Genomic DNA, 21,171 nt, shown 5'->3' with positions numbered 1-21,171 from the left:
CCCGGCGCTCGGCGGCCTTCTGGGCCTGGCGCGTGTGGAGTTGGCGGTCCATTTCCGTGCGGATGTCCGCGGGCAGCTCGCCGCCGCGGCCCCACTCCACCACCAGCTCGCCGAGCCGGTGAAGCTTGGTGTTCGTGCGCATGGACGTCTCGCGCAGGACGTCCCAGGCCTCGGCCGGGGTCAGCCTGCCGACCGCGAGGACGACGCCGATGGCCTGGTCGATGTCGGCGTGCGAGGCCACCGCGTGCTTGAGCTGGCTGACTTCGCCCTCCAGCTCGTTCATCCTTGCCTCGGCCGCCTCCCGGTACGCGGTGGGCTCGGGCGGCTGCGGTGCGTCAGGCTTCACATCCTGCCTCCGGGGACATGGGAGAGCCGCATTGCCATGTCCCACCACCGTGCCCGCCGCCTCCGCACCCTGCAACCCTGCTCCTCGGCCTTCATGGCGAGGTCTTCGACTGCGCGGGAGTCGGCTACGGCGTGTCGGGGACCTCGATGACGAGATCGTCCGTGGCCCATGAGCCGATCCACGATTCGTCCGGCAGTTTCAGTGAGTTGATGACCTCGTGAGCCGAGCCCCCGGACCAGCTCTGGCCCTCCAGCCACGCCCCGAGCCATTGAGGGAAGGTCAGGTCCAGCTTGTGGCGGTCGCCTTCTGCCCACCACCACATCTGCCCCTCCGGATGGCGGCAGTCGAGCAGGAACGACTGCGCGCAGCCCATGTCGCAGAAGAACAGCACTCCGGCGGGCGGCGGCGGCGCCTCCTCGGGGTCCAGCCTGGCGTGGAGGTACTCGGTGTAGCCGTTGAGCATCCCCAGCGGCTCGTCCTCGTCCTCCAGCGCGTAGCTGCCGCCGAAGGGGCCGATCCCGCCGTCGGCGATCTCGAGGTAGATGCGGCGCACCAGCGGGGGCATGGGGTGGCCGACGACGCGCTCGAACTCCTCCACCGCCTCGATGGGGGCGGGGTCGGGCAGCGGGAAGGCGTACGAGGAGTCGTTCGGTCGCCCCTGGGCCACCCTGGCCAGGACAGCTCGGAACAGGTCGTCGTCGGTCATGTCGCGCTCCTCTCAGCGGCGCGCACATTCTCCAGGATCATGCCGACCCGCAGACGGTCGCCTCGGCGGTCGTCTCAGCGGCTGCCCTCGACGAACGACGCGAGGTGGGCCAGCGACGACGAGATCCCGGCCTCGTGCACCGCCTGGTCGATGCCGGACGGCACCCCCGTCGCGGTGACCGTGACCTCCGTCGCGGCGTCGGCCGCGGTGAGCTGCCAGGTCATCGTCATCGTGCCGGCGAACGCCGGGTCGTCGGCCTCGAACACGGCGCGCTGCACCACGCGCGCCGGTCGTTCCAGCGCCGCGAACTCGACGTCGACCACATCCGTGGCGTCCGACGTCTTGCCCGGGCTCTCGGTGGGATCGAGGTAGGTGAGGATCATCCGGAACCCGCCGCCGGGGCGGGGGTCCCACCGCTCGATCCGGCCGCTCATGCCCTCCGGCGGCAGCCAGGTCTGCAGGGACTCGCGGTCGAGGAGCGCGTCGTAGACGGTCGCCGGGGGTGCCGCGATCACCCGGCTCGCGCGGTCTGTCCTGCTCATGGACCGATCCTAGGCCCGTTCCCGGGGCCCGCTCCTGGGGCCTGTTCCTGGGGCCTGTTCCTAAGGTCCGCTGCTATGCGGCCGGTGCCTAGGCAGCCCCGCCTGCCGCACGTCCTCGGCCCAGGCGCACGACCGCGGTTCCTCCGTCGAGGTCCACCGTGGTGCGGTTCGGCGGTGCCCCGTCGTCCTCGTCGTCCGGCATGACCAGCGCCGACTGCCGTTCCTTCAGCTCGTTCTGCTTGCCCGGCGAGAGGCTCGCGTGCAGCTGCTCGAAACCGGTCGCCGATATCTGGCCCTGCCGGGCGCTGTTGCGCCAGGGGAGGACACCGGCCCGTCCGGCCCGCAGCAGGAGCTGGTCGACGAAGGCCAGCACCGTCAGGACGACCACGAGGCCCGGCAGCGTCATGAAGAAGATGAACTGCATGGCCCCAGTATCCAGCCCGGGCGTCCTCCCTCGTGTCCCGCCCGAGTATCGGATCGTCCTGGGCTAGCCCCGGTGCAGCCGCCCCCACGCCACCAGCTCCACCGTCGTCGCCACCGCGATCGCCTGCACGGCCATCAGCGCGACCAGGACGAAGAGCTGGACGGCGCCCGCCGTCACCGGTGACGCGCCGCCCAGGAGCATCCCCACGAACGCCCCGGGAAGCGTCACCAGGCCGACCGTGCGGGTCTGGTCGAGGCCGGGGAGGAGGGCGTCCGACGCGGCCGGGCGGGCGATCTCCAGGTGCGCCTCGTGGGGGAGGAGACCCAGGCTCAGACAGGCCTCCACCTCGCCCTTGCGCGCGGTCAGCTCGTCGAGGGCGCGCCGGCCCGCCAGCACCGTCGCCGTCAGCGCCCCGCCGATGAGGATGCCGGTGACCGGGACGAGGGCGATGCCCCGGGAGGGGAGGAGACCGGACGCGACCAGGGCCCCGACGACCGGGGCCACCGGCGCCGCGATCGGCAGCGCCGCCCACACCCAGCTCCGGTTCGGCGTGATCCGGCGGCCCGCCGTCCGCGCGGCCACCACGAACATGAGGAGCAGGAAGCCGAGCAGCGCGGCACCGTGCCGGACCACCCAGCCGATCACCAGGGAGACCAGTCCCAGCTGGACCGTCGCCCGCACCCCCGCCACCACGATGTCGCGCGCCCGGCGCCGCGACGCGTCCGGGGCGAGCCGGCAGACGGCCGCCACCGCCGCGGCCACCACCAGCAACGCGACGAGGACCCCGGCCAGGACGCCGTCGACGGGCAGCAGGGTGGACGATGCCGCGAGGGTCCGATCAGGCACGGCAGCAGCCTAGGTCCTGACGGAGTCCTGACGGAGTCCCGCCGGAGTCCGGCAGGACTCTCTTCGGATGTCCGAAGAATCCCAGGAATCGCTCCGACGTGGGCACCGGTGCTGTTCCCCGTCGGACCCGTGCGCGACGATGGGGTGGCAGCAAAGAGTTGAGTACGTGTGGAGAGAAAGAGAGCTGACCGTCATGGCACAGCAGGTGCAGGGCGTGATCGCGCGGGCCAAGGGCGCACCGGTGACGATCGAGACGATCACCGTGCCGGACCCGGGACCGGGTGAGGCGGTGGTGAAGATCCAGGCGTGCGGGGTCTGTCACACCGATCTGCACTACCGGGAGGGCGGGATCAACGACGAGTTCCCGTTCCTGCTCGGGCACGAGGCCGCCGGGATCGTCGAGTCCGTCGGCGAGGGGGTGAACGAGGTCGCGCCCGGCGACTTCGTGATCCTCAACTGGCGTGCGGTGTGCGGCCAGTGCCGTGCCTGTCTGCGCGGCCGCCCCCAGTACTGCTTCGACACCCACAACGCCAAGCAGAAGATGACCCTGGCCGACGGGACCGAGCTGACCCCGGCCCTGGGCATCGGCGCGTTCGCCGAGAAGACGCTGGTCGCCGCCGGGCAGTGCACCAAGGTCGACCCGGCCGCCTCGCCCGCCGCCGCCGGCCTGCTGGGCTGCGGCGTGATGGCGGGCATCGGCGCCGCGATCAACACCGGCGGGGTCGGCCGCGGCGACTCGGTCGCCGTCATCGGCTGCGGCGGCGTGGGCAACGCGGCCGTGGTGGGCGCCCTCCTGGCCGGCGCCTCGAAGATCATCGCGGTCGACATCGACGACAAGAAGCTGGAGACGGCCCGTTCGCTGGGCGCCACGCACACCGTCAACTCCCGTGCCACCGACGCGGTCGAGGCGGTGCGCGGGCTGACCGGCGGCTTCGGCGCGGACGTCGTCATCGAGGCCGTCGGCCGCCCGGAGACCTACGAGCAGGCCTTCTACGCCCGGGACCTGGCCGGCACCGTCGTCCTCGTCGGCGTGCCGACGCCGGAGATGCGGATCGACCTGCCGCTGCTCGACGTGTTCGGCCGCGGTGGCTCGCTGAAGTCGTCCTGGTACGGCGACTGCCTGCCGTCCCGCGACTTCCCGATGCTCATCGACCTCTACCGCCAGGGCCGCCTCGACCTCGACGCGTTCGTCACCGAGACCATCGCGCTCGACGAGGTGGAGAAGGCCTTCGAGCGGATGCACCACGGCGACGTGCTGCGTTCGGTGGTGATGTTCTGATGACGCAGAGCAGCTCCGGCGCCCGCATCGAGCACCTGGTGACCTCCGGGACGTTCTCCCTCGACGGGGGCACCTGGGACGTCGACAACAACGTGTGGATCGTCGGCGACGACGAGGAGGCCGTCGTCATCGACGCCGCGCACGACGCCGATGCCATCGCCGCCGCCGTGGGCGACCGCAGGCTCGTCGCCATCGTGTGCACCCACGCGCACGACGACCACATCGACGCCGCCCCCGCGCTCGCCGAGCGCACCGGCGCGCCGATCCTCCTGCACCCCGCCGACACCGACCTGTGGAAGCGCACGCACCCGGACCGGGCGCCCGACGCGGACCTCGCCGACGGGCAGCAACTGACCGTTGCGGGTGTCGAGTTGACGGTGCTGCACACGCCGGGCCACTGCCACGGCGCGGTCAGCCTGTACGCGCCCGCGCTGGGCACCGTGTTCACCGGCGACACCCTGTTCCAGGGCGGACCGGGCGCCACGGGACGGACGTTCAGCGACTTCCCGACGATCGTCGAGTCGATCAGGGAGCGGCTGCTCACGCTGCCGCCCGAGACCGTCGTGCGCACCGGACACGGTGACAGCACGACGATCGGGGCGGAGGCGCCGCAGCTCGACGAGTGGATCAAGCGCGGCCACTGAGGCCGCGGTCGCTCAGGCCGGGCGGCAGACCGAGCGCTGCCGCCCGAGCCCGGCGATGTCCATCTCCATCACGTCGCCCGGGCCGAGGTAGGGGAACCGGCCCGACAGGGCCACGCCCTGCGGCGTCCCCGTGTTGATGACGTCGCCCGGCTCCAGGACCAGGTACTGCGACAGGTGGTGCACGATCTCGGCCACCGAGAAGATCATGTCGGCGGTCACCGAGTCCTGGCGCGGGTCGCCGTTCACCCAGGAGCGCAGCTGCAGCCCCTGCGGATCGCCCACCTCGTCCGACGTCACCAGGACCGGTCCGAGCGGATTGAACGTGGCGCAGCTCTTGCCCTTCGACCACTGGCCGCCCGACTCCTCCAGCTGGAAGGCGCGTTCGGAGACGTCGTTGCTGACCGCGTACCCGGCGACGTGCGCGAGTGCCTCGTCGGGCGAGTCGAGGTAGGAGGCGCGGCGGCCGATGACGACGGCCAGCTCCACCTCCCAGTCGGTCTTCTCGCCGCCGCGCGGGATCAGCACGTCGTCGTACGGGCCGACCAGCGTGTTCGGCGACTTGTAGAAGAGGATCGGCCGCTCCGGCGGCTCGGCGCCCGACTCCGCGGCGTGCGCCGCGTAGTTCTGGCCGATGCACAGGACGGCGGACGGCCGGGCCACGGGCGCGCCGACGCGCTGCCCGGTGATGTCGGTCTCCGTCAGGTCGGCGGGCGGCGGTACCAGGTCCGGCCGTTCGCCGAGCGCGGCGAGGAACGCGCCGTCGATGTCGTCGGTGACCGGCGACAGGTCGAAGTGCCGGCCGTCGGGGACGGCGAGGACGGGCCGTTCGCGGCCCGCGGGGCCGATGCGCATCAGACGCATGAGGGGTGTGCTCTCCAATGGGTGCTGTTCCGTGCCGTGCGGGTACGGGGCCGCGCACGACGTCGTACGGGGTCCGTTACGGAGGTCGTTCACGAAGGTCCGTTACGGAGGTCGGTCACGGGGGTCAGTGCAGCCGTACCAGTGCGTCCGGCCCCACGGCGGTCAGCGGCGGCTGCCCGTCGAGGAGGCGCAGCACCTCGGTGACGGCGCTCGCGCCGAGCCGCTGCCGGCACTCGACGGTGCCCGCCGCGGTGTGCGGGGTCAGCAGGACGTTCGGCAGGGCCCTGAAGGGATGGCCGACGGGGAGCGGCTCGGCGTCGAACACGTCGATCGCCGCGTCGATCCGGCCGCTGCGCACCTCGGCCACCAGCGCCTGCTCGTCGACCAGCCAGGAGCGGGCCGTGTTCACCAGTCCGGCGCCGTCCGGGAGCAGCGCGAGCCGGCGCGCGTCGAGCAGGTGCCGGGTCTCGGCCGTGGCGGGCGCGTGCACGGCGACGATCCTGCTGCGGCCCAACAGCTCGTCCAGCGGGCGCAGTCGGACGCCGAGCCGCTCCGCCTCCGCCGGGCTCAGATACGGATCCGCCACCGAGACGTGGGCGCCGAGCGCCCGTGCCAGGGCGACGTAGGCGCGGCCCGTGCGGGACGCGCCGATCACCCCGATCTCGCTGCCACGGATCTCGTGCCGGTCGGGGCCCGCGCCCGCCTCCGCCCAGGACGCGCCGGTGCGCAGCGCGTGGTCGGAGCGGTGCACCCGGTACAGCAGGGCCAGCGTGAACGCGAGCGAGGCCTCCGCCACGGGCCGCGCCATCTCCTCGCCGGTCTGCGTGACCCGGATGCCGCGCCGGAACACCTCTTCGGTGACGTAGGCGGCGATCGCCGCCCCGGTGTGCGCGATCAGCTCCAACTCCGGTGCCGCAGCCAGGAGTTCGGTGTCGACCTGAGGTGATCCCCAGGACGTGATCAGGGCGCGGGCCCCGGGCAGCGCCTTCGCCAGGGCCGCCCGGTCGGTGTGCGCGTCGAGGACGGTCAGCCGCGCCGCCGCCGCGAGCCGCCCCCAGGTCGCCTCGGTGAAGAACTGGGCGCGCAGGTCCGGCGGTACACCGACCACCACACGGGGTTCAGGCGAGCCATTCATCCAGGTGCTCCTTCACGAACGCGTCGTCGGTCAGCCACGGATACGCCGCCGCCACCCGCGTCAGCTCCTCCGCCTGACCCGGCGACATCGTCTCCGCCGGGTCCAGGCACCAGGTTCCCGCCAACAGGCCCTGGCGGCGCAGCACTTCGTGCACTCCGGCGATGCAGCCGCGGAACGCGCCGCGGACGTCGAACACCGCCTGGTTGGCGTCGGTGAGCTCCGGGCGGCGGGTCAGACAGCGCAGCAGCGCCTCGTGGTCGCCGGCCCGCGCCGCCCGGACGTCCTCGAGCAGGGTCACCGCGGACCGGGTCCACACCGCCCACTGGCCGAGCAGTCCGCCCGCGAACCAGCGGCGGCCGCCCGCCGTGTCGTACGGGGTGAGCAGATCGCCGACGATGTCGTCGTCGTTGCCGGTGTAGAGGACGACCTCGGCGGCGCGGTCGGCGGCGGCCACCGCCCGCACGACGTCGGCCGTGCGGTACCGGTCGAAGGGGGCGATCTTCACGGCCGCGGTGCTGGGCAGGTCCGCGAACGCCGACCAGAACTCCGGCGACAAGTAGCGTCCGCCGACGGCCTCCTGGAGGTAGAACCCGATGACCGGCAGCACCTCACCGACCGCCCGGGCCCGCTCCAGGAGCCCCTTCTCGTCGGCGCCCGGCACGGCCGGGCTCAGCAGGACCGCGTCGTAGCCGAGGGACGCCGCGAGCTCCGCCTCGGCGACCGCCTGAGCGGTGTAGCCGCAGGCACCGGCCACCTTCACGAACGGGCGGCCCGCCTCGGCGCGCACCGTCTCGGCGGCCAGTTCGAGGACCGGCCGCAACAGGCCCACCCGGGGTTCGCGGATCTCGAACTGGGTGGTGTGCACGGCCACGGCGACGCCGCCCGCACCCGACGCCAGGTAGTAGCGGGTCAGCGCCCGCTGGCGACGTTCGTCGAGGTGGCGGTCGGCGTCCAGGGCGAGCGGATGGGCGGGGATGACGGTGCCCTCGCGGAGCACGTCCAGGGAGTCGGACAGGGTGCGGGTCATGGTGCGGGTCAGAACCTTCCGTCGCGGACCTGGAACTTGGTGGGCTTGCCGGACAGCGGCAGGCCCCGGCGCAGCCAGTCGGCCTGCCACGTCACCAGCGTGCGCAGCGGCACGTCCGGATAGCCGAACAGGGCGTGGCAGTGCGAGGCGTCGGACAGCAGCGCCGTCGCGGACTCGGTGCCCGCGAAAACCGGCTCCTTGCCGAACTCCGCGCCGAACCAGCGGGCGATGCGCCGCACGGACGCCGTCTCCGGGCCGGTGAGGTTCACGGTGAACCCGTCGCCGTCCGCCGCGTGCAGGAGCGAGCGCAGGGCGACCTCGTTGGCGTACCCCTGCCAGACCACGTTCGCGTGGCCGGTCGTCACGTCGACCGGCTCCCCGGCCAGGACCCGCGAGGCGACGTCCGCGAGGACCCCGTAGCGCAGGTCCACCGCGTAGTTCAGGCGGATCAGCGCGACCCGGGTGCCCCGGGTGAGCGCGGCGTGGCCGAAGATACGCTCCCGGCCCAGACAGGACATCGCGTACTCGCCGACCGGACCGACCGGGTCGTCCTCGGTGCAGCCGCCCGAGCCGACCGGCACCAGCGGATACACGTTGCCGGTGGAGAACGCGGCGATCCGGGCGCCGGACCAGCGGCGCGCGACCCGGTCGGGCATCGCCGCGTTCACCGCCCACGCCTGCGAAGGGGCGCCCGCGGAGCCGAACTTGGCGCCCACCATGAACACGACGTTGCCCGCGTCGGGCAGTGTGCCCAGGTCGGCCTCCGGGTCCATCAGGTCGAAGGCGACCGTACGGACCCCGTCGGCTTCCAGCGCCTCGGCCGCCGCCCGGTCCGACCAGCGGGACACGGCGTGCACGGTGACGTCGGTGCGGCCGGCCGCGTCCAGTGCCCGGCGGGCCAGCCGGCACAGGCTCGGGCCCATCTTGCCGCCCGCGCCGAGGACCAGGAGGTCCCCGTCGAGCCGGGCGAGATCCGCGACGAGCGCGGGGGAGGGGGTGGCGAGGCGCTCCTCGAGCGCCGCCTCATCGACGAACATGTGAAGTCTCAACCCTTGATTCCGGACGCCGTGACGCCCTCGGTGAAGTAGCGCTGGCCCACCAGGTACGCGGCGAAGATGGGCACGAACGCGATGACGGAACCCGACAGGACCACGTTCAGCGGCACGTTCTGCTGCTGGAGCGACGCGATGCCGACGGTGAGCGTGCGCATGTCGGTGGACTGGCCGATGACGAGCGGCCACAGGAAGTCGTTCCAGTGCCACAGGAAGACGAAGACGCCGAGCGTGGCGAGGATCGGCTTCAGCAGCGGCAGCACGATCCGCCGGAACACCTGCCACTCGCTGCACCCGTCGAGCCGCGCCGCCTCGAACAGCTCGTCGGGCAGCCCCTGGATGAACTGCCGCATCAGGAACACCGCTTGCGCATTGGCGAGGGTCGGCACGATCAGCCCCCAGTACGTGTCCACGCCGCCCAGCTTCGCGATCATCGCGAACGTCGGGATCATCGTGACGTGGTACGGGACCATCACCATCGACAGGAACGACCAGAACATCGCCTCCCGGCCCGGGAACCGCTTCTTGGCGAACGCGTACCCCGCGAGCGACGCCAGCAACAGCACGCCGACCACCGAGACGATCGAGTAGACCAGCGTGTTGAGCAGCCAGCGCGGCACGTCCTGCGCGCCCATCACGGTGTCGTACGCCTCGCCGGTCAGCGGCCACGGCAGCAGACTGCCGGGGAAGTCGACCGCCGCGGACGGCTTCAGGGACAGCACGACCATCGCGTAGAACGGGAAGATCGTGGCGAGCGCCGCGAGCGTGAGCAGGACGCCGCGCACGATCCGGCCGCCGCGGGTGCCGCGCATCGCGTGCGGCACGACGTCCCTCTCGGCCTCCCGCCGCAGCTGCCGTGCGGTGCGGACCGGCTGGTCCGGCGCGGGGCTCGGCGCCTTCTCCACGGTCGGTGCGGTCATGGTCACTGGTCCTTCCCGATCACGAGCCGCTGCACGACGGCCACCACGAGCGTGAGCACGAACAGGGCGACCCCGATGGCGGAGGCGTAGCCCAGGTCGAAGTACTTGAAGCCCGCGTCGTACAGCTGGAACACGAGCGTGTAACTGGCATTGGCCGGACCGCCGCCGGTCATCGTGTACACGGCGTCGAACACCTGGAACGACGCGGTCGTCTCGATGACGGCGAGGAAGAACAGCGCCGGCTTGAGCTGCGGCAGCACGATGTGCCGGAACCGCTGCCACGGGCCCGCCCCGTCGGTCAGCGCGGCCTCCTCCAGCTCCCGCGGAATGTCCTGCATCCGGGCCAGCAGGATCAGCATCCCGTACCCGAAGCGGGACCAGACGCCGACGACGGCGAGCGCCGGCACCACCAGGGTGTCGGACGACAGCCACGACTCGTCGGACATCCCGAACCAGCTGACGAACGTCGCCCACGGCCCGCCCGTCGAGAAGATCCACACGAAGACCGTGGCCGCGAGGACGAGCGAGGTGACCACCGGCAGGAAGAACACCGACCGGAACACCTTCGACCCGCGGAACGCCCGCCGTGTCAGCAGCGCCAGCGCGACCGACGCGATCAGCGTGCCCGGCACGGCCAGCACCGTGTACAGGACGGTCACCTTCAGTGCCTGCCAGAACAGCGGATCGGCCCACAGGCGGGTGAAGTTGTCGACGCCGATGAATTTTCCGCCGCCGGTCAGGGTGTAGTCGGTGAAGCTCATCAGCACACCGGCCACGCCCGGACCGAACCGGAAGGCGAGGAACAGCAGGAAACAGGGGAGGACGAACAGCAGGCCGATCCGTGCTTCGCGGCGCGCCTGTGGGCCGCGCCGCTCGGTTCGGCGGGTGTGGTCCGCGACGACTGCCACGGGAGACTCCTTCGGATACGGGGACGACCCAGCCCGGCCGGCGATTGAGGCCGAGGGACGCGGGGTCCGGGGGCGGAGCCCCCGACAGGAACGTGCGGGAGGGACGGGTCAGCCGCGGGACGCCATCGCGTCGGCGGCCTTCGCCGCCGCGTCCAGCGCCTCCTTCGGCGACTTCTTGCCGAGCAGGGCCGCCTGGATCTCCGGCGCGAGCACGCCCATCACCTCGCGGGCCTTCTCCTCCAGCGGGCCCGCCGTCATCGTCGGCAGGGTCGCGCCGACCGCCTTCTGCAGGGCGTCGCCCGGGTACAGGTCGCCGCCGGACTTGCGGGCCGGGAAGTAGCCGGCGCCCTTCTCCAGACCGGCCGCGTTCTTCGCCTCGGCCGCGAAGTTGATCCAGTCGCCGGCCAGTTCGGTGTTGCCGCCCTTCAGCAGCGACAGCGCGCCCACGGTCCCGTAGCCCACCGACTTCGCGTCCTTCAGCGGCGGCTTGACGACGATGTTCTCCTTGCCCCAGAACGGCTCGACGTCCGCCGGGGTGTTCTGCCACGTGCAGGCGACCTTGCCCTTGGCGACCGGCGTCTGCTCCAGCTTCGGCGTGGTCGTCACCAGGTCCTTGTCGGTGTAGCCGCCCGCGACGAGCTTCTTCAGGTACGTGAGCGCCTTGACGCCCTCGGCGCTGTTGAACGCGGTCTTCTTGCCGTCCTCGGCGAACACGTCACCGCCCGCCTGCCACAGCAGCGGGTAGAAGGTCATGTTGAGCGTCTGCTGCGTGTCGCCGCTGTAGCTGGTGGCGTAGAAGCCCTTCTTCTTCAACTTGGGTGCGAGTGCTTCGAGTTCGGCCCACGTCGTCGGGTACGCGCTCTCGCCGATCGCGTCGAAGACCCGCTTGTCGCAGATCAGCGGGTTGGCGCTGGTGAGGACGGGCGCGCCGAGCGCCTTGCCGCCCACGGTGACGGAGTCCAGGGCGAAGTCCGTGTAGTCCTTCTTCGCGTCGGCCGGCACGTACTCGTCGGCGGGCACGATGTTCTTCGCGTACTTGGGCAGCTGGTCGGGGATGAGGTAGACGACGTCGGGGCCCTTGCCGGAGGCGATGGCCGTGGCGAGCGCGGTGTCCCGGTTGGCCCAGGGGAAGGTCTCCACCTTCACCGTCACGCCCGCGTGCTTCTTCTCGAACGCCTTCACCAGGCCGTCCCAGTACGCCTTGTTCTTCGCCTCGTCGAAGATCACGGGGTACGTCCACATGGTGACGGTCTTGCTGTCGGCACCGCCGCCCGAGCCGCCGCAGCCGGCGAGGGCGCCCGCGGCGAGGACGGTGGCGGCGGCGGGCGCGGCGACCGCGCGCAGTCTTGAACTCCGGTACGTGGTACGGGACATGAGGGTGGCCTCCAGGAAGGTGGGAAAGGATCGGGGAAGTCAGTGGAGCGGGACGGTCTGCACCGTCCCGGTGTGCCGGGCGCGCTCGGCGGCGAACGCGGCGAGGTGGCTGCCGAGCGACGCCGTGGTGCCGGAGCGCACGGCCGCGGGGTCGCCGGTCGCGACGGCCCGCACGAACGCCTCGACCAGCGCGGTGTCGCCGCCGCCGTGCCCGTCGGCCGCGTTGGAGCCGCTCGCGCCCAGCTCGTGCACGACGCTCTCGCCGGTGCGGAAGTCCTGCACGGTGACGCGCTCGCCGTCCCCCCGCAGCCAGCCGTGCGAGCCGAAGATCCGGGTCTGGCGGTGCGTCTGCTCGGTGAAGGCGACCATCTGGAACGTCGCCGTGATCCCGCCGGACAGCCGCATCGCGAGGACCTGGTGGTCGACCACGTCGTTGTCGGAGCGGTACACGCACACGCCGTAGGGGCCTTCGCGCAGCGCCTGGAGCAGGCCCGCCTCGTCGGTCGCCCCGGTGACGTGCGTGACCGGCCACACCGGGCCCTGCTCCCGCAGCGTCGGCAGGTACAACTTCTGTGCGCTGTACGGGCATTCGGGCTCGACCGCGCAGTCCAGGCAGCGGTCGGCCGAGCCCTCCGGCGCGTTCTCGGGCCGGAAGTGCCGCAGGTCCCCGAAGCTCGCCACCTGCTCGATCCGGGCGCCGCCCAGGACGTACGAGATCCAGTCCAGGTCGTGGCAGGACTTCGCGAGCAGCATCGGGGACGAGCCCTGCTCGCTGCGCCACGGCCCGCGGACGTAGCTGTGCGCGTAGTGCCACCAGCCGACCGGTTCCAGATGGTCGATCGAGACGAGCTGGCCGAGGACGCCCGAGTCGACGACGTCCTTCACCAGGTCCGTGTACGGCGTGTACCGCATGACGTGGCAGACGGCGAACAGCACGCCCGCCTCGCGCACCCCCTCGACCAGGGTGCGCGTCTCGTCCTCGGTCGGCGCGAGGGGCTTCTCGGCGAGGATCGCGTACCCGGCGCGGGCCAGCGCCAGGACCGGTTCGACGTGGTCGCGGTCCTGCGTGGCGACGATCACCGCGTCCGCGATGCGCTCCCGCGCCAGCGGCCGCCAGTCGTCGAACCCGACGGGCGCGCCGGACGCGGCGCGGGCCGCGGGGCGCGGGTCGGCCACGGCGACGAGCTCGGCCCGCTCGGGGTGCTGCTTGATCCACTCGGCGTAGGTGAGACCGCGGTTGCCGGCGCCGACGAGGGCGACGCGGACCGGCCGGCCGGTGATCGGGGGATGCGTGGACACAGGGGTTCCCTGGAGGTTCGGGGGTGTGCGGCGGTCGGGGGTCAGTAGCGGACGGTGCCCGCGGTGTGCGCGACGCGTTCGCCCTCGTCGGGCAGCGCGGCGCGCTCGACGCCGTCCTCGACGCACCCGGTGTGCAGCAGATGGCTGCGGTCGTCGGCGAAGGCGGCGGGCCGCAGGTCGAGCCGGCCGCCGGTGAAGGTGCAGCCCGTGGCCCGGTAGCGGTTGACGCCCTCGGTGACCAGGAGGTGCGCCGTCTTCGCGGGGGCGGTCGCGTCGACGCCGTCGAGCAGCCAGGAGACGGTGCGCCCGGCGCCGCCCGTGCGGGTGAGGAGGGCGCCCGCCTTGTTCGTGCCGGTGACCCGCACGCCGTCGACGCGCAGCAGCTGGTCCTTGTCACCGGTCAACGTGACGCCGGTGTCGGTGAGTTCGCCGCCGCTGACGCGCACGTCGCGGTGGGCGTAGGTGGCGGGGGCCGCGTCCGCCGCGCCGGTCAGGGTGCAGCGGTCCATGATCAGCGGGCCCGTCCCGTTGAAGGCGGCGCCGCCGATGCCGGACAGGGTGACGGCGCGCAGGACGAGCGGTGTGTCGACGTCGGCCTTGGTGATCTCGGCGCCGGGCGCGAACGCGAAGGCCGAGTCGGCGATGACGTTCGGCCGCTTCGAGCGCTTCGAGGCCTGCGACACGATGAGCGGACCGCTCGCGGTGCAGCCGCGGATCTGTACGCCGTCGGCGTTCACCCACAGCATCCCGGACCCGTCCAGGGACTTCTTCCCGATGACGGTGACGTCCTCCAGGGTGAGGTCGGTGACCTTCACGCGGGCCACGAACCAGGAGCAGGCGTGCCGCCGTACGGTGATCCGCTTGGCCGCACCGCCCCATGCGGCACCGGAGTTGGCGAACGTCATCAGACCGGAGTTGCCGGTGTAGACGAGGTCGTGCTCGAACTGGCCGTGGGTGACGAACGGTCCCTGGTCGTCGCCGTCGCCGTGGCAGTTCGTCACGTAGCAGTAGGCGGACGCGGTGAAGTCGTTGAGGTGCCGGGCGTTGGAGGTGTGACAGTCCTCGACGTGCCCGTACAGGCAGTAGATCTGCTGCGTGAGGTAGCCGGCCCCGCCGTACGTCACGGACTTCGGATTGGCGAGGGAGCACTGCTCGGAGCGGAAGTACGTGCACCAGCGGCGCATCACCACGGGCCAGAAGGTGCCGGTCGCCTCGATCCCGGAGACGTCGCAGCGCACCGCGTACTCGTAGGACACGGGGTGGGAGCCGGTGAGTTCGTCGTCGCCCGCGCCTTCGAAGACGAGGTTGCGCACGTGGGCCCGGTCGACGGGTTCGACGCGGGTCCAGGTGAGGGTGCGGCCCTCCGCGAGGTCCCAGCCGATCTGGTAGTTGACGCGGACGTGCGTGCCGTCGACGACGTCCGTGACCTGGACGAGCCGCTGGATCTCCTTCTCGTACTTCCCGGCGAGCGCGTTCACCTCGACGGCCCACCACTGACCGACCTCGAACCCGGCGGAGTCCCCGACCTCGAACAGGTCGGACAGGTCGGGCATCGCCGTGGACAGGGCGTGGGTGTGCACCGTGTCGGTGGGGGTGCCTTGGAAGGCGAGGACGGCGCCGAAGGGGTTGTCGTGGGTGTTGGCCTCGATGCCGGTGGTGAGCATGCGGTGGCCGTGGAAGTCGAGTTCGATGTTCGAGCGGTGCCACAGGTGGCGTTTGCGGAACAGGAGGTCGGTGTGGGCCTCGATCCGGTGGACGGAGGGGTCGGTGACCATCGCGTCCAGGGCGGCGTCGGCGGGGGTCTTCGCGTCGAGGTGGCCGAAGGTGCGGAAGTCGACGACGCCGGAGTGCAGTTGAAGCCACCGGCCCTTGCCCGAGGGCGGGGCGGGGGCGATGACGGTGCCGCCGTTGTGTCCGGCAGTCGAGCCGGCGTCCCAGCGGACGGCCATCCCGCCGCCGTCCCCGGCCCGGTGATATCCGGCGACGATCACCACCGCACCGTCCCGGACCCCCTTGAGGGCCCGCAACGCGGTGACGGTGTCGACGCGGGCGACGTCGTCGTGCGACGCGGCGCTCGCCGTGCCGGTGGCCGCGACGGTGCCGACGACGGCGAGTCCGGCGAGGCCGGAGGCGCGCAGCAGGGCGCGCCGGTCGGTTCTCGTGGTCGTGCTCGGGTGCTGCGGAACGCTCATGGCGGACTTCGCCTTCCGAGAAGTGCCGGGGGGAGGGGAGCGTTCCTGTGAAGACTGCCGTGCGGGCGGATGGCTGGAAAGTGAGCGTGCCCGAGCAGGACTCGGGACTCTCCCGGCGAGCTGGGCAGGCGCCGGGATGCGAGGTCGGGCGGGGTGAAGCGCCGGTGACGGCAAGGCGTCCGACCGATTGGCACGGACCGTACGTCGAACGTTTTGCGCCGTCAAGCCCCGGCAGGGGCGCGGGGAACTGCGCGAGCAGCCGTCATGCGGCCGGAACCCGCGCAGCAACCCGGAGGGCCGGGGCGCTCAGACGGACTCCGCCACCCAGCCCAACTGCCCGCTGATCTGCCGCGCGGCGTCCCGCACCTGGCCGCCGAGTTCCTGGTACTTCCAGGCCGGCAGCCCGAGTTTGAGCCCCGTGATGCTGATGGCGCCGACGCACGTGCCGTGGTCGTCGCGCACGGGCGCCCCGATGCAGATGATCCCCTCGGCGTCCTCCTCGTCGTCGAGCGCGTACCCGACGCGGTCGATGTCCTGGAGGTGCGCGAGGAACGTGGCCGGGTCGGTGATCGTGCGCGGCGTGCGCCGCGGCAGCCCGAACCGCTCCACGACGGCCGCGGCCTCGGCCTGCGGCACGGCCGACAGCAGGGCCTTACCGAGTCCGGTGCAGTGCGGGAGTTCGCGCTGGCCCATCCGCAGGTCGAGCCGGACCCGCTGGTCGAGCTCGACCTGGTCGACGACCACCGCGTGCCCGTCCTCCGGCACGGCGAGGCGTGACGCCATGCCCGTCGCGCCGGTCAGTTCGCGCAGCACCGGATGGGCGACGCCGCGCAGCGAGACCTGGGAGCGGGCCCGGTCGCCGAGCCGGGCGAGGCCCATGCCGAGGCGGTAGCGCCGGTTCATGCCCTCGCCGTCGTCGGAGACGAGCCCGTACGAGCGCAGGGTCTGCAGGGTGCCGAACGCGGCGCTCTTGGAGATCCCGCAGGTCTGCGCGACCTCCGTGACGCTCAAGCCGTGACCGGGCGCGGGAGCGGCGAGGATTTCCAGGATGTCGGCGGCCCTGGCGACGCTCTTGACCCAGTACTTCGGCTCAGCCGGTGGGGTTCCTGGACCATCTCTGTTCGTCATGACCGAACAGTCTAGTCACAAACTGTTCGGCAATCTGACTTCCGGGGGTTGACCCACCAGAAAAGCGCCCGTAGTCTCCATGCTGTTCTGCAATACAGAACACTGTTCTGTAAAACCTGCGCACTGGGCAGGACGCAGAACACTTCCTGCGGAGACTGCCGGGCGGATGGCGCCAGGGTGCGGGGCCGGGCAGGGCCCACGACACCGACGACTCTCGACGCAAGGAGCAAGCACCATGACTTCAGGCCCGGACGCCACCTCCGGAGCCCGGATCGCCGAGCGCGCCCGCACGGTCGTGCCCGGCGGAGTCAACAGCGGTCAGCGCAGCATCCCCGGCCTCACCGACCTCGTCGTGACGGGGACCGGCGGCGCCCGGTTCCGTACCGCCGACGGCCGCGAGTTCACCGACTTCCACGCCGCGTTCGGCCCGCCGCTGCTCGGCCACAACGACCCCGACGTCGCCCGCGCCACCGCCGAGGCGGGCGCCCGCATCGGGCACATGGGCGTCGGCGTGACCGAGGGCGAGGTCGCACTCGCCGAACAGCTCGTCGAACTGATCCCGTCCGTCGAGAAGGTCCTGCTCACCTCCACCGGCAGCGAGGCCACCTTCCACGCGCTGCGCGTCTCGCGCGCCGCCACCGGACGCCGGCTCGTCGTCAAGTTCCAGGGCTGCTACCACGGCTGGCACGACTCCGTGAGCCTCAACGTCATCTCCGCGCCCGAGAAGGTCGGCTCCCACGACCCGATCTCGACCGGCATCCTGCCCGAGGTCCTCGACGCGACCCTCGTGCTCCCCTTCAACGACAGCGCCGCCGTGCGCCGCGCCTTCGCCGAGCACGGCTCCGAGATCGCGGCCGTCATCGTCGAGCCCGTCCCGCACAACGTCGGCGCGCTCCTGCCGCACCAGGAGTTCCTCAGCACGCTGCGCGAGGAGACCACGAAGGCCGGCAGCGTGCTGGTCTTCGACGAGGTCATCACCGGCTTCCGCCACGACCTCGGCGGCTGGCAGGCCATCTGCGGCGTCACCCCGGACCTCACCACGCTCGGCAAGGCCATCGCCAACGGCGCGCCCGTCGGCGCCATCGGCGGCCGCGCCGACCTGATGGACCTCTTCTCCACCATCCCCGGTGCACCCGCGTTCTTCGCCGGCACCTACAACGGCCACCCCTCCGTGGTCGCCGCCGCCCTCGCCACCCTGCGCAAGCTCCGCGAGGAACCCGTCCACGCGCACGTCTACCGACTCGGCAACCGCGTGCGCACCGAACTCACCGCGCTCTACGAGAAGCTGGGCGTCCCCGCCGTCGTCACCGGCCACGGCTCCGTCTTCGTCTCGTACTTCATGCCGGGCCCCGACACGCCGCGCACCTACGACGACCTGCTCGCCAACGACGCGTCGCTGTTCGTCGGCTACCGGCGCAAGCTCCTCGACCACGGTCTGTTCGAGCTGCCCCTCAACCTCAAGCGCAGCCACATCAGCTACGCCCACACCGATGCCGACGTCGACCGGCTCCTCGAAGGCACCGAGGCCGCCGTCCGGGCCGTCCTCGCCGAGGGCGGCGCCCGCGACCTGGAGAACGCCTCCACGATGGGCGGGGCGGTCCGCTGATGCTCACCGTGAACACCACCCGCCCGGCGGGCCCCGCAGGACGCATCACCCGCGTCGAGACCCTGATGCTCGGCACCGCCTGGCGCGACTTCGGCTACGTCCGCGTCCACACCGACGAGGGCCTGTCCGGCGTCGGCGAGATCACCCACCCCTACCGGGGCCAGGAGGTCTGCGCCCTGACCGAGTCCCTCGCCCGCCGCCATCTGATCGGCGCCGACCCCTTCGACATCGAGGAGGTCTGGCTCCGCCTCTACCAGGGCGACTTCCTGCGCGGCGGCGACATGGGCGGCATCGCCCTGTCCGGCCTCGACCAGGCCATGTACGACCTGATGGGCAAGGCCCTCGGCGTCCCCGCCTACCGGCTCACCGGCGGCGCCTGCCGCGACCGGGTCCGCGTCTACGCCAACGGCTGGTACAACGGCGAGCGCGACCCCGAGGTCTTCGCGGCCAAGGCCCGCGCCGTCGTCGGCAAGGGCCTCACCGCCCTGAAGTTCGACCCCTTCGGGCCCGGCCTGCACGAACTGGAGCGCGCCGAACTGCGCCGCTCCGTCGACCTCGTCGCCGCCGTCCGCGAGGCCATCGGACCCGACGTCGACCTCTTCATCGAGGGCCACGCCCGGTTCGCCATGCCGACCGCGGCCCGCCTGCTGCGCGAGCTGGAGCCGTACGACATCGGCTGGTTCGAGGAGCCGCTGCCCTGGACGCACATCGAGCGCTACGCGGAACTGCGCCGGCGCGCCCCGTTCCCGATCTCCGGCGGCGAGCACTTCCACAACCGCTACGAGTACAAGCAGCTCTTCGCGACCGAGGCCGTCGACATCGTCCAGCCCGACCTGTCCATGGCCGGCGGCTTCACCGAGGTCCGCAAGATCGCCGCCATCGCCGACACCCACGGCATGCTCGTCGCCCCGCACAACTCCAACTCGCCGCTGTGCACCACGGTTTCGGTGCACGCCGCGCTCGGCATCCCCAACTTCAAGATCCTGGAGACCTTCGACGCGCTGCTGGAGGACCACGTCTTCCAGGCCCTCAAGGGCACCCTGCCGCTCGCCGCCGACGGGCACATCGACCTGCCGACCGCACCCGGCCTCGGCGTCGAACTCGTCGACGAGGTCTTCGAGGAGCACCCCCCGACCCACCGCTTCTGGAACATGTTCGCCGAGGGCTGGGAGAAGAGGAACCGGACATGATCGTCGACGTCCACTCCCATCTGTTCCGCCACAGCCACGACTTCACCGACCCGTTCGCCTCCGACTCGGCGCGCGCCCACGCGGGCGAGGTCGACCTCACGGTCAAGTGGGAGGAGTACGCGGCCAGTTCACCCGCCGACACCCGCACGATCGTCGTCGGCGGCAAGGCCCGCCGCAGCGGCCTGTGGGTCGACGACAAGGCGGTCGCCGCCTACGTCGCGGAGCGCCCGGACCGGCTCATCGGCTACCTCGCCCTCGACCCCACCCAGCCCGGCTGGCAGGACGAACTCCGCTACGGCCACCAGGAGCTGGGGCTGCGCGGCATCAAGCTGATGCCGATGTACGCCGGGTTCGACCCGGCCGACGAGGCGTACGACGAGCTGTACGCGTACGCCGAACGGCACGGCCTTCCGCTGCTCGTGCACACCGGCACCACGTTCGTGTCGGCGGCGCCGCTGGAGTACGCGATGCCCCGCCACCTGGACGCCGTCGCCATCCGCCACCCCGAACTCCGCATGGTCCTGGCCCACTTGGGCCACCCCTTCGAGGGCGAGTGCATCGCCGTCATCCGCAAGCACCCGCACGTGTACGCGGACGTCAGCGCCCTGCACTACCGGCCGTTCCAGCTGTGGCACAGCCTCCGGCTCGCCCAGGACTACGGCGTGCTGCACAAGCTCCTGTTCGGCAGCGACTACCCGTTCACCACGGTCGACGACTCGGTGAAGGGACTGCGGGAGATCGCCGCGATCCCCGGCATCCCCGGCCTGCCCCCGCTCGACGCCGAAGCGGTCGAGGCCATCGTCCAGCGGCCCTCGCTCGATCTGCTGGGCCTGTCGTGAGCGGCGCCGCGCGCGGCACCGACCGCTTCGACCTGACCGGCCGCACCGCACTGGTCACCGGGGCCGCCCGCGGCCTCGGCCGCGCCTTCGCCGTCGGGCTCGCCGAGGCGGGCGCGGACGTCGTCCTCGTGGACCTCCCCGGATCCGACGGCATCGTCGAAACGGCCGCCGCCGTCGAGCAGTTGGGCCGCCGCGCCTGGACGTACGGGCAGGACCTGGCCCGCACGGAGCAGCTCGCCGGGTTCGTCGACACGGTCCGCGGCGACTGCGGGCCGCTGCACGTCCTCGTCAACAACGCGGGCACGGCCGCACTGGAGCGCGTGCATGAGATCACCCCGGCGAGCTGGGCCGCCGTCATGCGCGTCAACGTCGACGCCGTCTTCTTCCTCACCCAGCGGGTGACCGAGCACATGGTCGCGGACGGGGTGCGCGGCCGCGTCGTCACCATCACCTCGAAGAACGCGCTGGTCGCCGAGGCGGGCCTGGCCCACTACAACGCGTCCAAGGCGGCGGCGCAGCTCCTCACGGAGACCTTCGCCGTCGAGCTCGCCCCGCACGGCATCACCGCGAACACCCTCGCGCCCGGCATGGTCGAGACCCCGATCGACGGCGAGTTCCCCTTCGACCGGGAGGCGTTCGAGGCGGCCTACCGGGAGCGCATCCCGCTCGGCCACTACGCCCGGCCCGACGACTGCGTCGGCGCGCTGCTGCTGCTCGCCTCCGACGCCGGTGCGTACGTCACCGGCGCCCGGCTCGTCGTCGACGGCGGTGTCCTGGCCGACCAGATGCCCCGCATGCGGTTCATGCCGCCGTACCGCAACTCCCTCACCCACCCTGACAGTTGAGGAGTCCC

At 72.0% G+C, this 21,171-nt stretch carries 21 protein-coding genes; 6 read left to right on the top strand and 15 right to left on the bottom strand.

The window, feature by feature from the left end:
* The 5 genes from RBJ77_RS38875 to RBJ77_RS38855 all read right to left on the bottom strand — a co-directional run.
* Window positions 1-346, bottom strand: a 346-nt coding sequence (locus RBJ77_RS38875) for an ANTAR domain-containing protein (RefSeq protein ID WP_372349270.1), incomplete at its 3' end; no start/stop codon positions are given.
* 124 nt (window positions 347-470) lie between these two features.
* Window positions 471-1,052, bottom strand: a complete 582-nt coding sequence (locus tag RBJ77_RS38870; protein WP_372349269.1) for an SMI1/KNR4 family protein — start codon at window positions 1,050-1,052, stop codon at window positions 471-473.
* Between the two features lie 74 nt (window positions 1,053-1,126).
* Entirely contained in the window at window positions 1,127-1,594 is a 468-nt protein-coding gene (locus RBJ77_RS38865) for an SRPBCC family protein (protein ID WP_372349268.1), read from the bottom strand.
* Window positions 1,595-1,682: 88 nt separating this feature from the next.
* The gene (locus tag RBJ77_RS38860; RefSeq protein ID WP_372349267.1) at window positions 1,683-2,018 is read right to left on the bottom strand and encodes a DUF6191 domain-containing protein; all 336 of its coding nucleotides are present in this window, start codon (window positions 2,016-2,018) and stop codon (window positions 1,683-1,685) included.
* A 63-nt stretch (window positions 2,019-2,081) separates the two neighbouring features.
* On the bottom strand, window positions 2,082-2,864 hold the full coding sequence (locus RBJ77_RS38855; RefSeq protein ID WP_372349266.1) for an ABC transporter permease: 783 nt from the start codon (window positions 2,862-2,864) through the stop codon (window positions 2,082-2,084).
* Window positions 2,865-3,057: 193 nt separating this feature from the next.
* Here RBJ77_RS38855 and RBJ77_RS38850 point away from each other — a divergent pair, with 193 nt between their 5' ends.
* Both RBJ77_RS38850 and RBJ77_RS38845 read left to right on the top strand, forming a co-directional pair.
* Window positions 3,058-4,143 carry an S-(hydroxymethyl)mycothiol dehydrogenase gene (locus RBJ77_RS38850; RefSeq protein ID WP_372349265.1) on the top strand — a complete coding sequence of 362 codons (1,086 nt, stop codon included), beginning with the start codon at window positions 3,058-3,060 and terminating at the stop codon, window positions 4,141-4,143.
* On the top strand, window positions 4,143-4,787 hold the full coding sequence (locus RBJ77_RS38845) for an MBL fold metallo-hydrolase (RefSeq protein WP_372349264.1): 645 nt from the start codon (window positions 4,143-4,145) through the stop codon (window positions 4,785-4,787). Before RBJ77_RS38850 ends, RBJ77_RS38845 begins: the two co-directional genes overlap by 1 nt.
* 12 nt (window positions 4,788-4,799) lie before the next feature.
* On the opposite strand, the gene RBJ77_RS38840 is transcribed toward RBJ77_RS38845, so the two are convergent.
* The 10 genes from RBJ77_RS38840 to RBJ77_RS38795 all read right to left on the bottom strand — a co-directional run bounded on the left by RBJ77_RS38840 (window position 4,800) and on the right by RBJ77_RS38795 (window position 16,683).
* On the bottom strand, window positions 4,800-5,648 hold the full coding sequence (locus RBJ77_RS38840) for a fumarylacetoacetate hydrolase family protein (RefSeq protein ID WP_372349286.1): 849 nt from the start codon (window positions 5,646-5,648) through the stop codon (window positions 4,800-4,802).
* A gap of 124 nt (window positions 5,649-5,772) precedes the next feature.
* Entirely contained in the window at window positions 5,773-6,783 is a 1,011-nt protein-coding gene (locus RBJ77_RS38835; protein ID WP_372349263.1) for a hydroxyacid dehydrogenase, read from the bottom strand.
* Window positions 6,767-7,810, bottom strand: a complete 1,044-nt coding sequence (locus RBJ77_RS38830) for a dihydrodipicolinate synthase family protein (RefSeq protein ID WP_372349262.1) — start codon at window positions 7,808-7,810, stop codon at window positions 6,767-6,769. The genes RBJ77_RS38835 and RBJ77_RS38830 overlap by 17 nt, the downstream gene beginning before the upstream one ends.
* An 8-nt stretch (window positions 7,811-7,818) precedes the next feature.
* Window positions 7,819-8,847: an NAD-dependent epimerase/dehydratase family protein gene (locus tag RBJ77_RS38825; RefSeq protein WP_372349261.1), complete on the bottom strand. Its 1,029-nt coding sequence runs from the start codon at window positions 8,845-8,847 to the stop codon at window positions 7,819-7,821.
* Between the two features lie 8 nt (window positions 8,848-8,855).
* Window positions 8,856-9,782 carry a carbohydrate ABC transporter permease gene (locus tag RBJ77_RS38820; protein ID WP_372349260.1) on the bottom strand — a complete coding sequence of 309 codons (927 nt, stop codon included), beginning with the start codon at window positions 9,780-9,782 and terminating at the stop codon, window positions 8,856-8,858.
* Between the two features lie 2 nt (window positions 9,783-9,784).
* A complete protein-coding gene (locus RBJ77_RS38815) occupies window positions 9,785-10,690 on the bottom strand; it encodes a carbohydrate ABC transporter permease (RefSeq protein WP_372349259.1) in 906 nt (301 codons plus the stop codon).
* Between the two features lie 108 nt (window positions 10,691-10,798).
* Window positions 10,799-12,064, bottom strand: a complete 1,266-nt coding sequence (locus tag RBJ77_RS38810) for an extracellular solute-binding protein (RefSeq protein ID WP_372349258.1) — start codon at window positions 12,062-12,064, stop codon at window positions 10,799-10,801.
* Window positions 12,065-12,103: 39 nt separating this feature from the next.
* Window positions 12,104-13,363 carry a Gfo/Idh/MocA family protein gene (locus RBJ77_RS38805; protein WP_372349257.1) on the bottom strand — a complete coding sequence of 420 codons (1,260 nt, stop codon included), beginning with the start codon at window positions 13,361-13,363 and terminating at the stop codon, window positions 12,104-12,106.
* 41 nt (window positions 13,364-13,404) lie between these two features.
* Window positions 13,405-15,555 (bottom strand): peptidase C14, encoded by a 2,151-nt coding sequence (locus tag RBJ77_RS38800; RefSeq protein ID WP_372349256.1) that lies wholly within the window; start codon window positions 15,553-15,555, stop codon window positions 13,405-13,407.
* 306 nt (window positions 15,556-15,861) lie between these two features.
* On the bottom strand, window positions 15,862-16,683 hold the full coding sequence (locus RBJ77_RS38795; RefSeq protein ID WP_372349255.1) for an IclR family transcriptional regulator: 822 nt from the start codon (window positions 16,681-16,683) through the stop codon (window positions 15,862-15,864).
* Window positions 16,684-16,918: 235 nt separating this feature from the next.
* Between RBJ77_RS38795 and RBJ77_RS38790 the strand changes: the two genes are divergently transcribed.
* Genes RBJ77_RS38790 through RBJ77_RS38775 form a run of 4 tightly spaced genes read left to right on the top strand, consistent with a single transcriptional unit; the run spans window position 16,919 to window position 21,163 of the window.
* Window positions 16,919-18,289, top strand: a complete 1,371-nt coding sequence (locus RBJ77_RS38790) for an aspartate aminotransferase family protein (RefSeq protein WP_372349254.1) — start codon at window positions 16,919-16,921, stop codon at window positions 18,287-18,289.
* Window positions 18,289-19,479 (top strand): mandelate racemase/muconate lactonizing enzyme family protein, encoded by a 1,191-nt coding sequence (locus RBJ77_RS38785; protein ID WP_372349253.1) that lies wholly within the window; start codon window positions 18,289-18,291, stop codon window positions 19,477-19,479. Before RBJ77_RS38790 ends, RBJ77_RS38785 begins: the two co-directional genes overlap by 1 nt.
* Window positions 19,476-20,318: an amidohydrolase family protein gene (locus RBJ77_RS38780; RefSeq protein WP_372349252.1), complete on the top strand. Its 843-nt coding sequence runs from the start codon at window positions 19,476-19,478 to the stop codon at window positions 20,316-20,318. The genes RBJ77_RS38785 and RBJ77_RS38780 overlap by 4 nt, the downstream gene beginning before the upstream one ends.
* Window positions 20,315-21,163, top strand: coding sequence for an SDR family NAD(P)-dependent oxidoreductase (locus RBJ77_RS38775; protein WP_372349251.1), 849 nt, complete (start codon window positions 20,315-20,317; stop codon window positions 21,161-21,163). Before RBJ77_RS38780 ends, RBJ77_RS38775 begins: the two co-directional genes overlap by 4 nt.
* Window positions 21,164-21,171 lie beyond the last annotated feature (8 nt).

The organism is Streptomyces sp. KL116D, assembly GCF_030766975.1.
GTDB classification, from domain to species: Bacteria; Actinomycetota; Actinomycetes; order Streptomycetales; family Streptomycetaceae; genus Streptomyces; species Streptomyces longispororuber_A.
The sequence above is the reverse complement of the archived record's forward strand: the minus strand, read 5'-3'. Positions and strand labels throughout refer to the sequence as shown.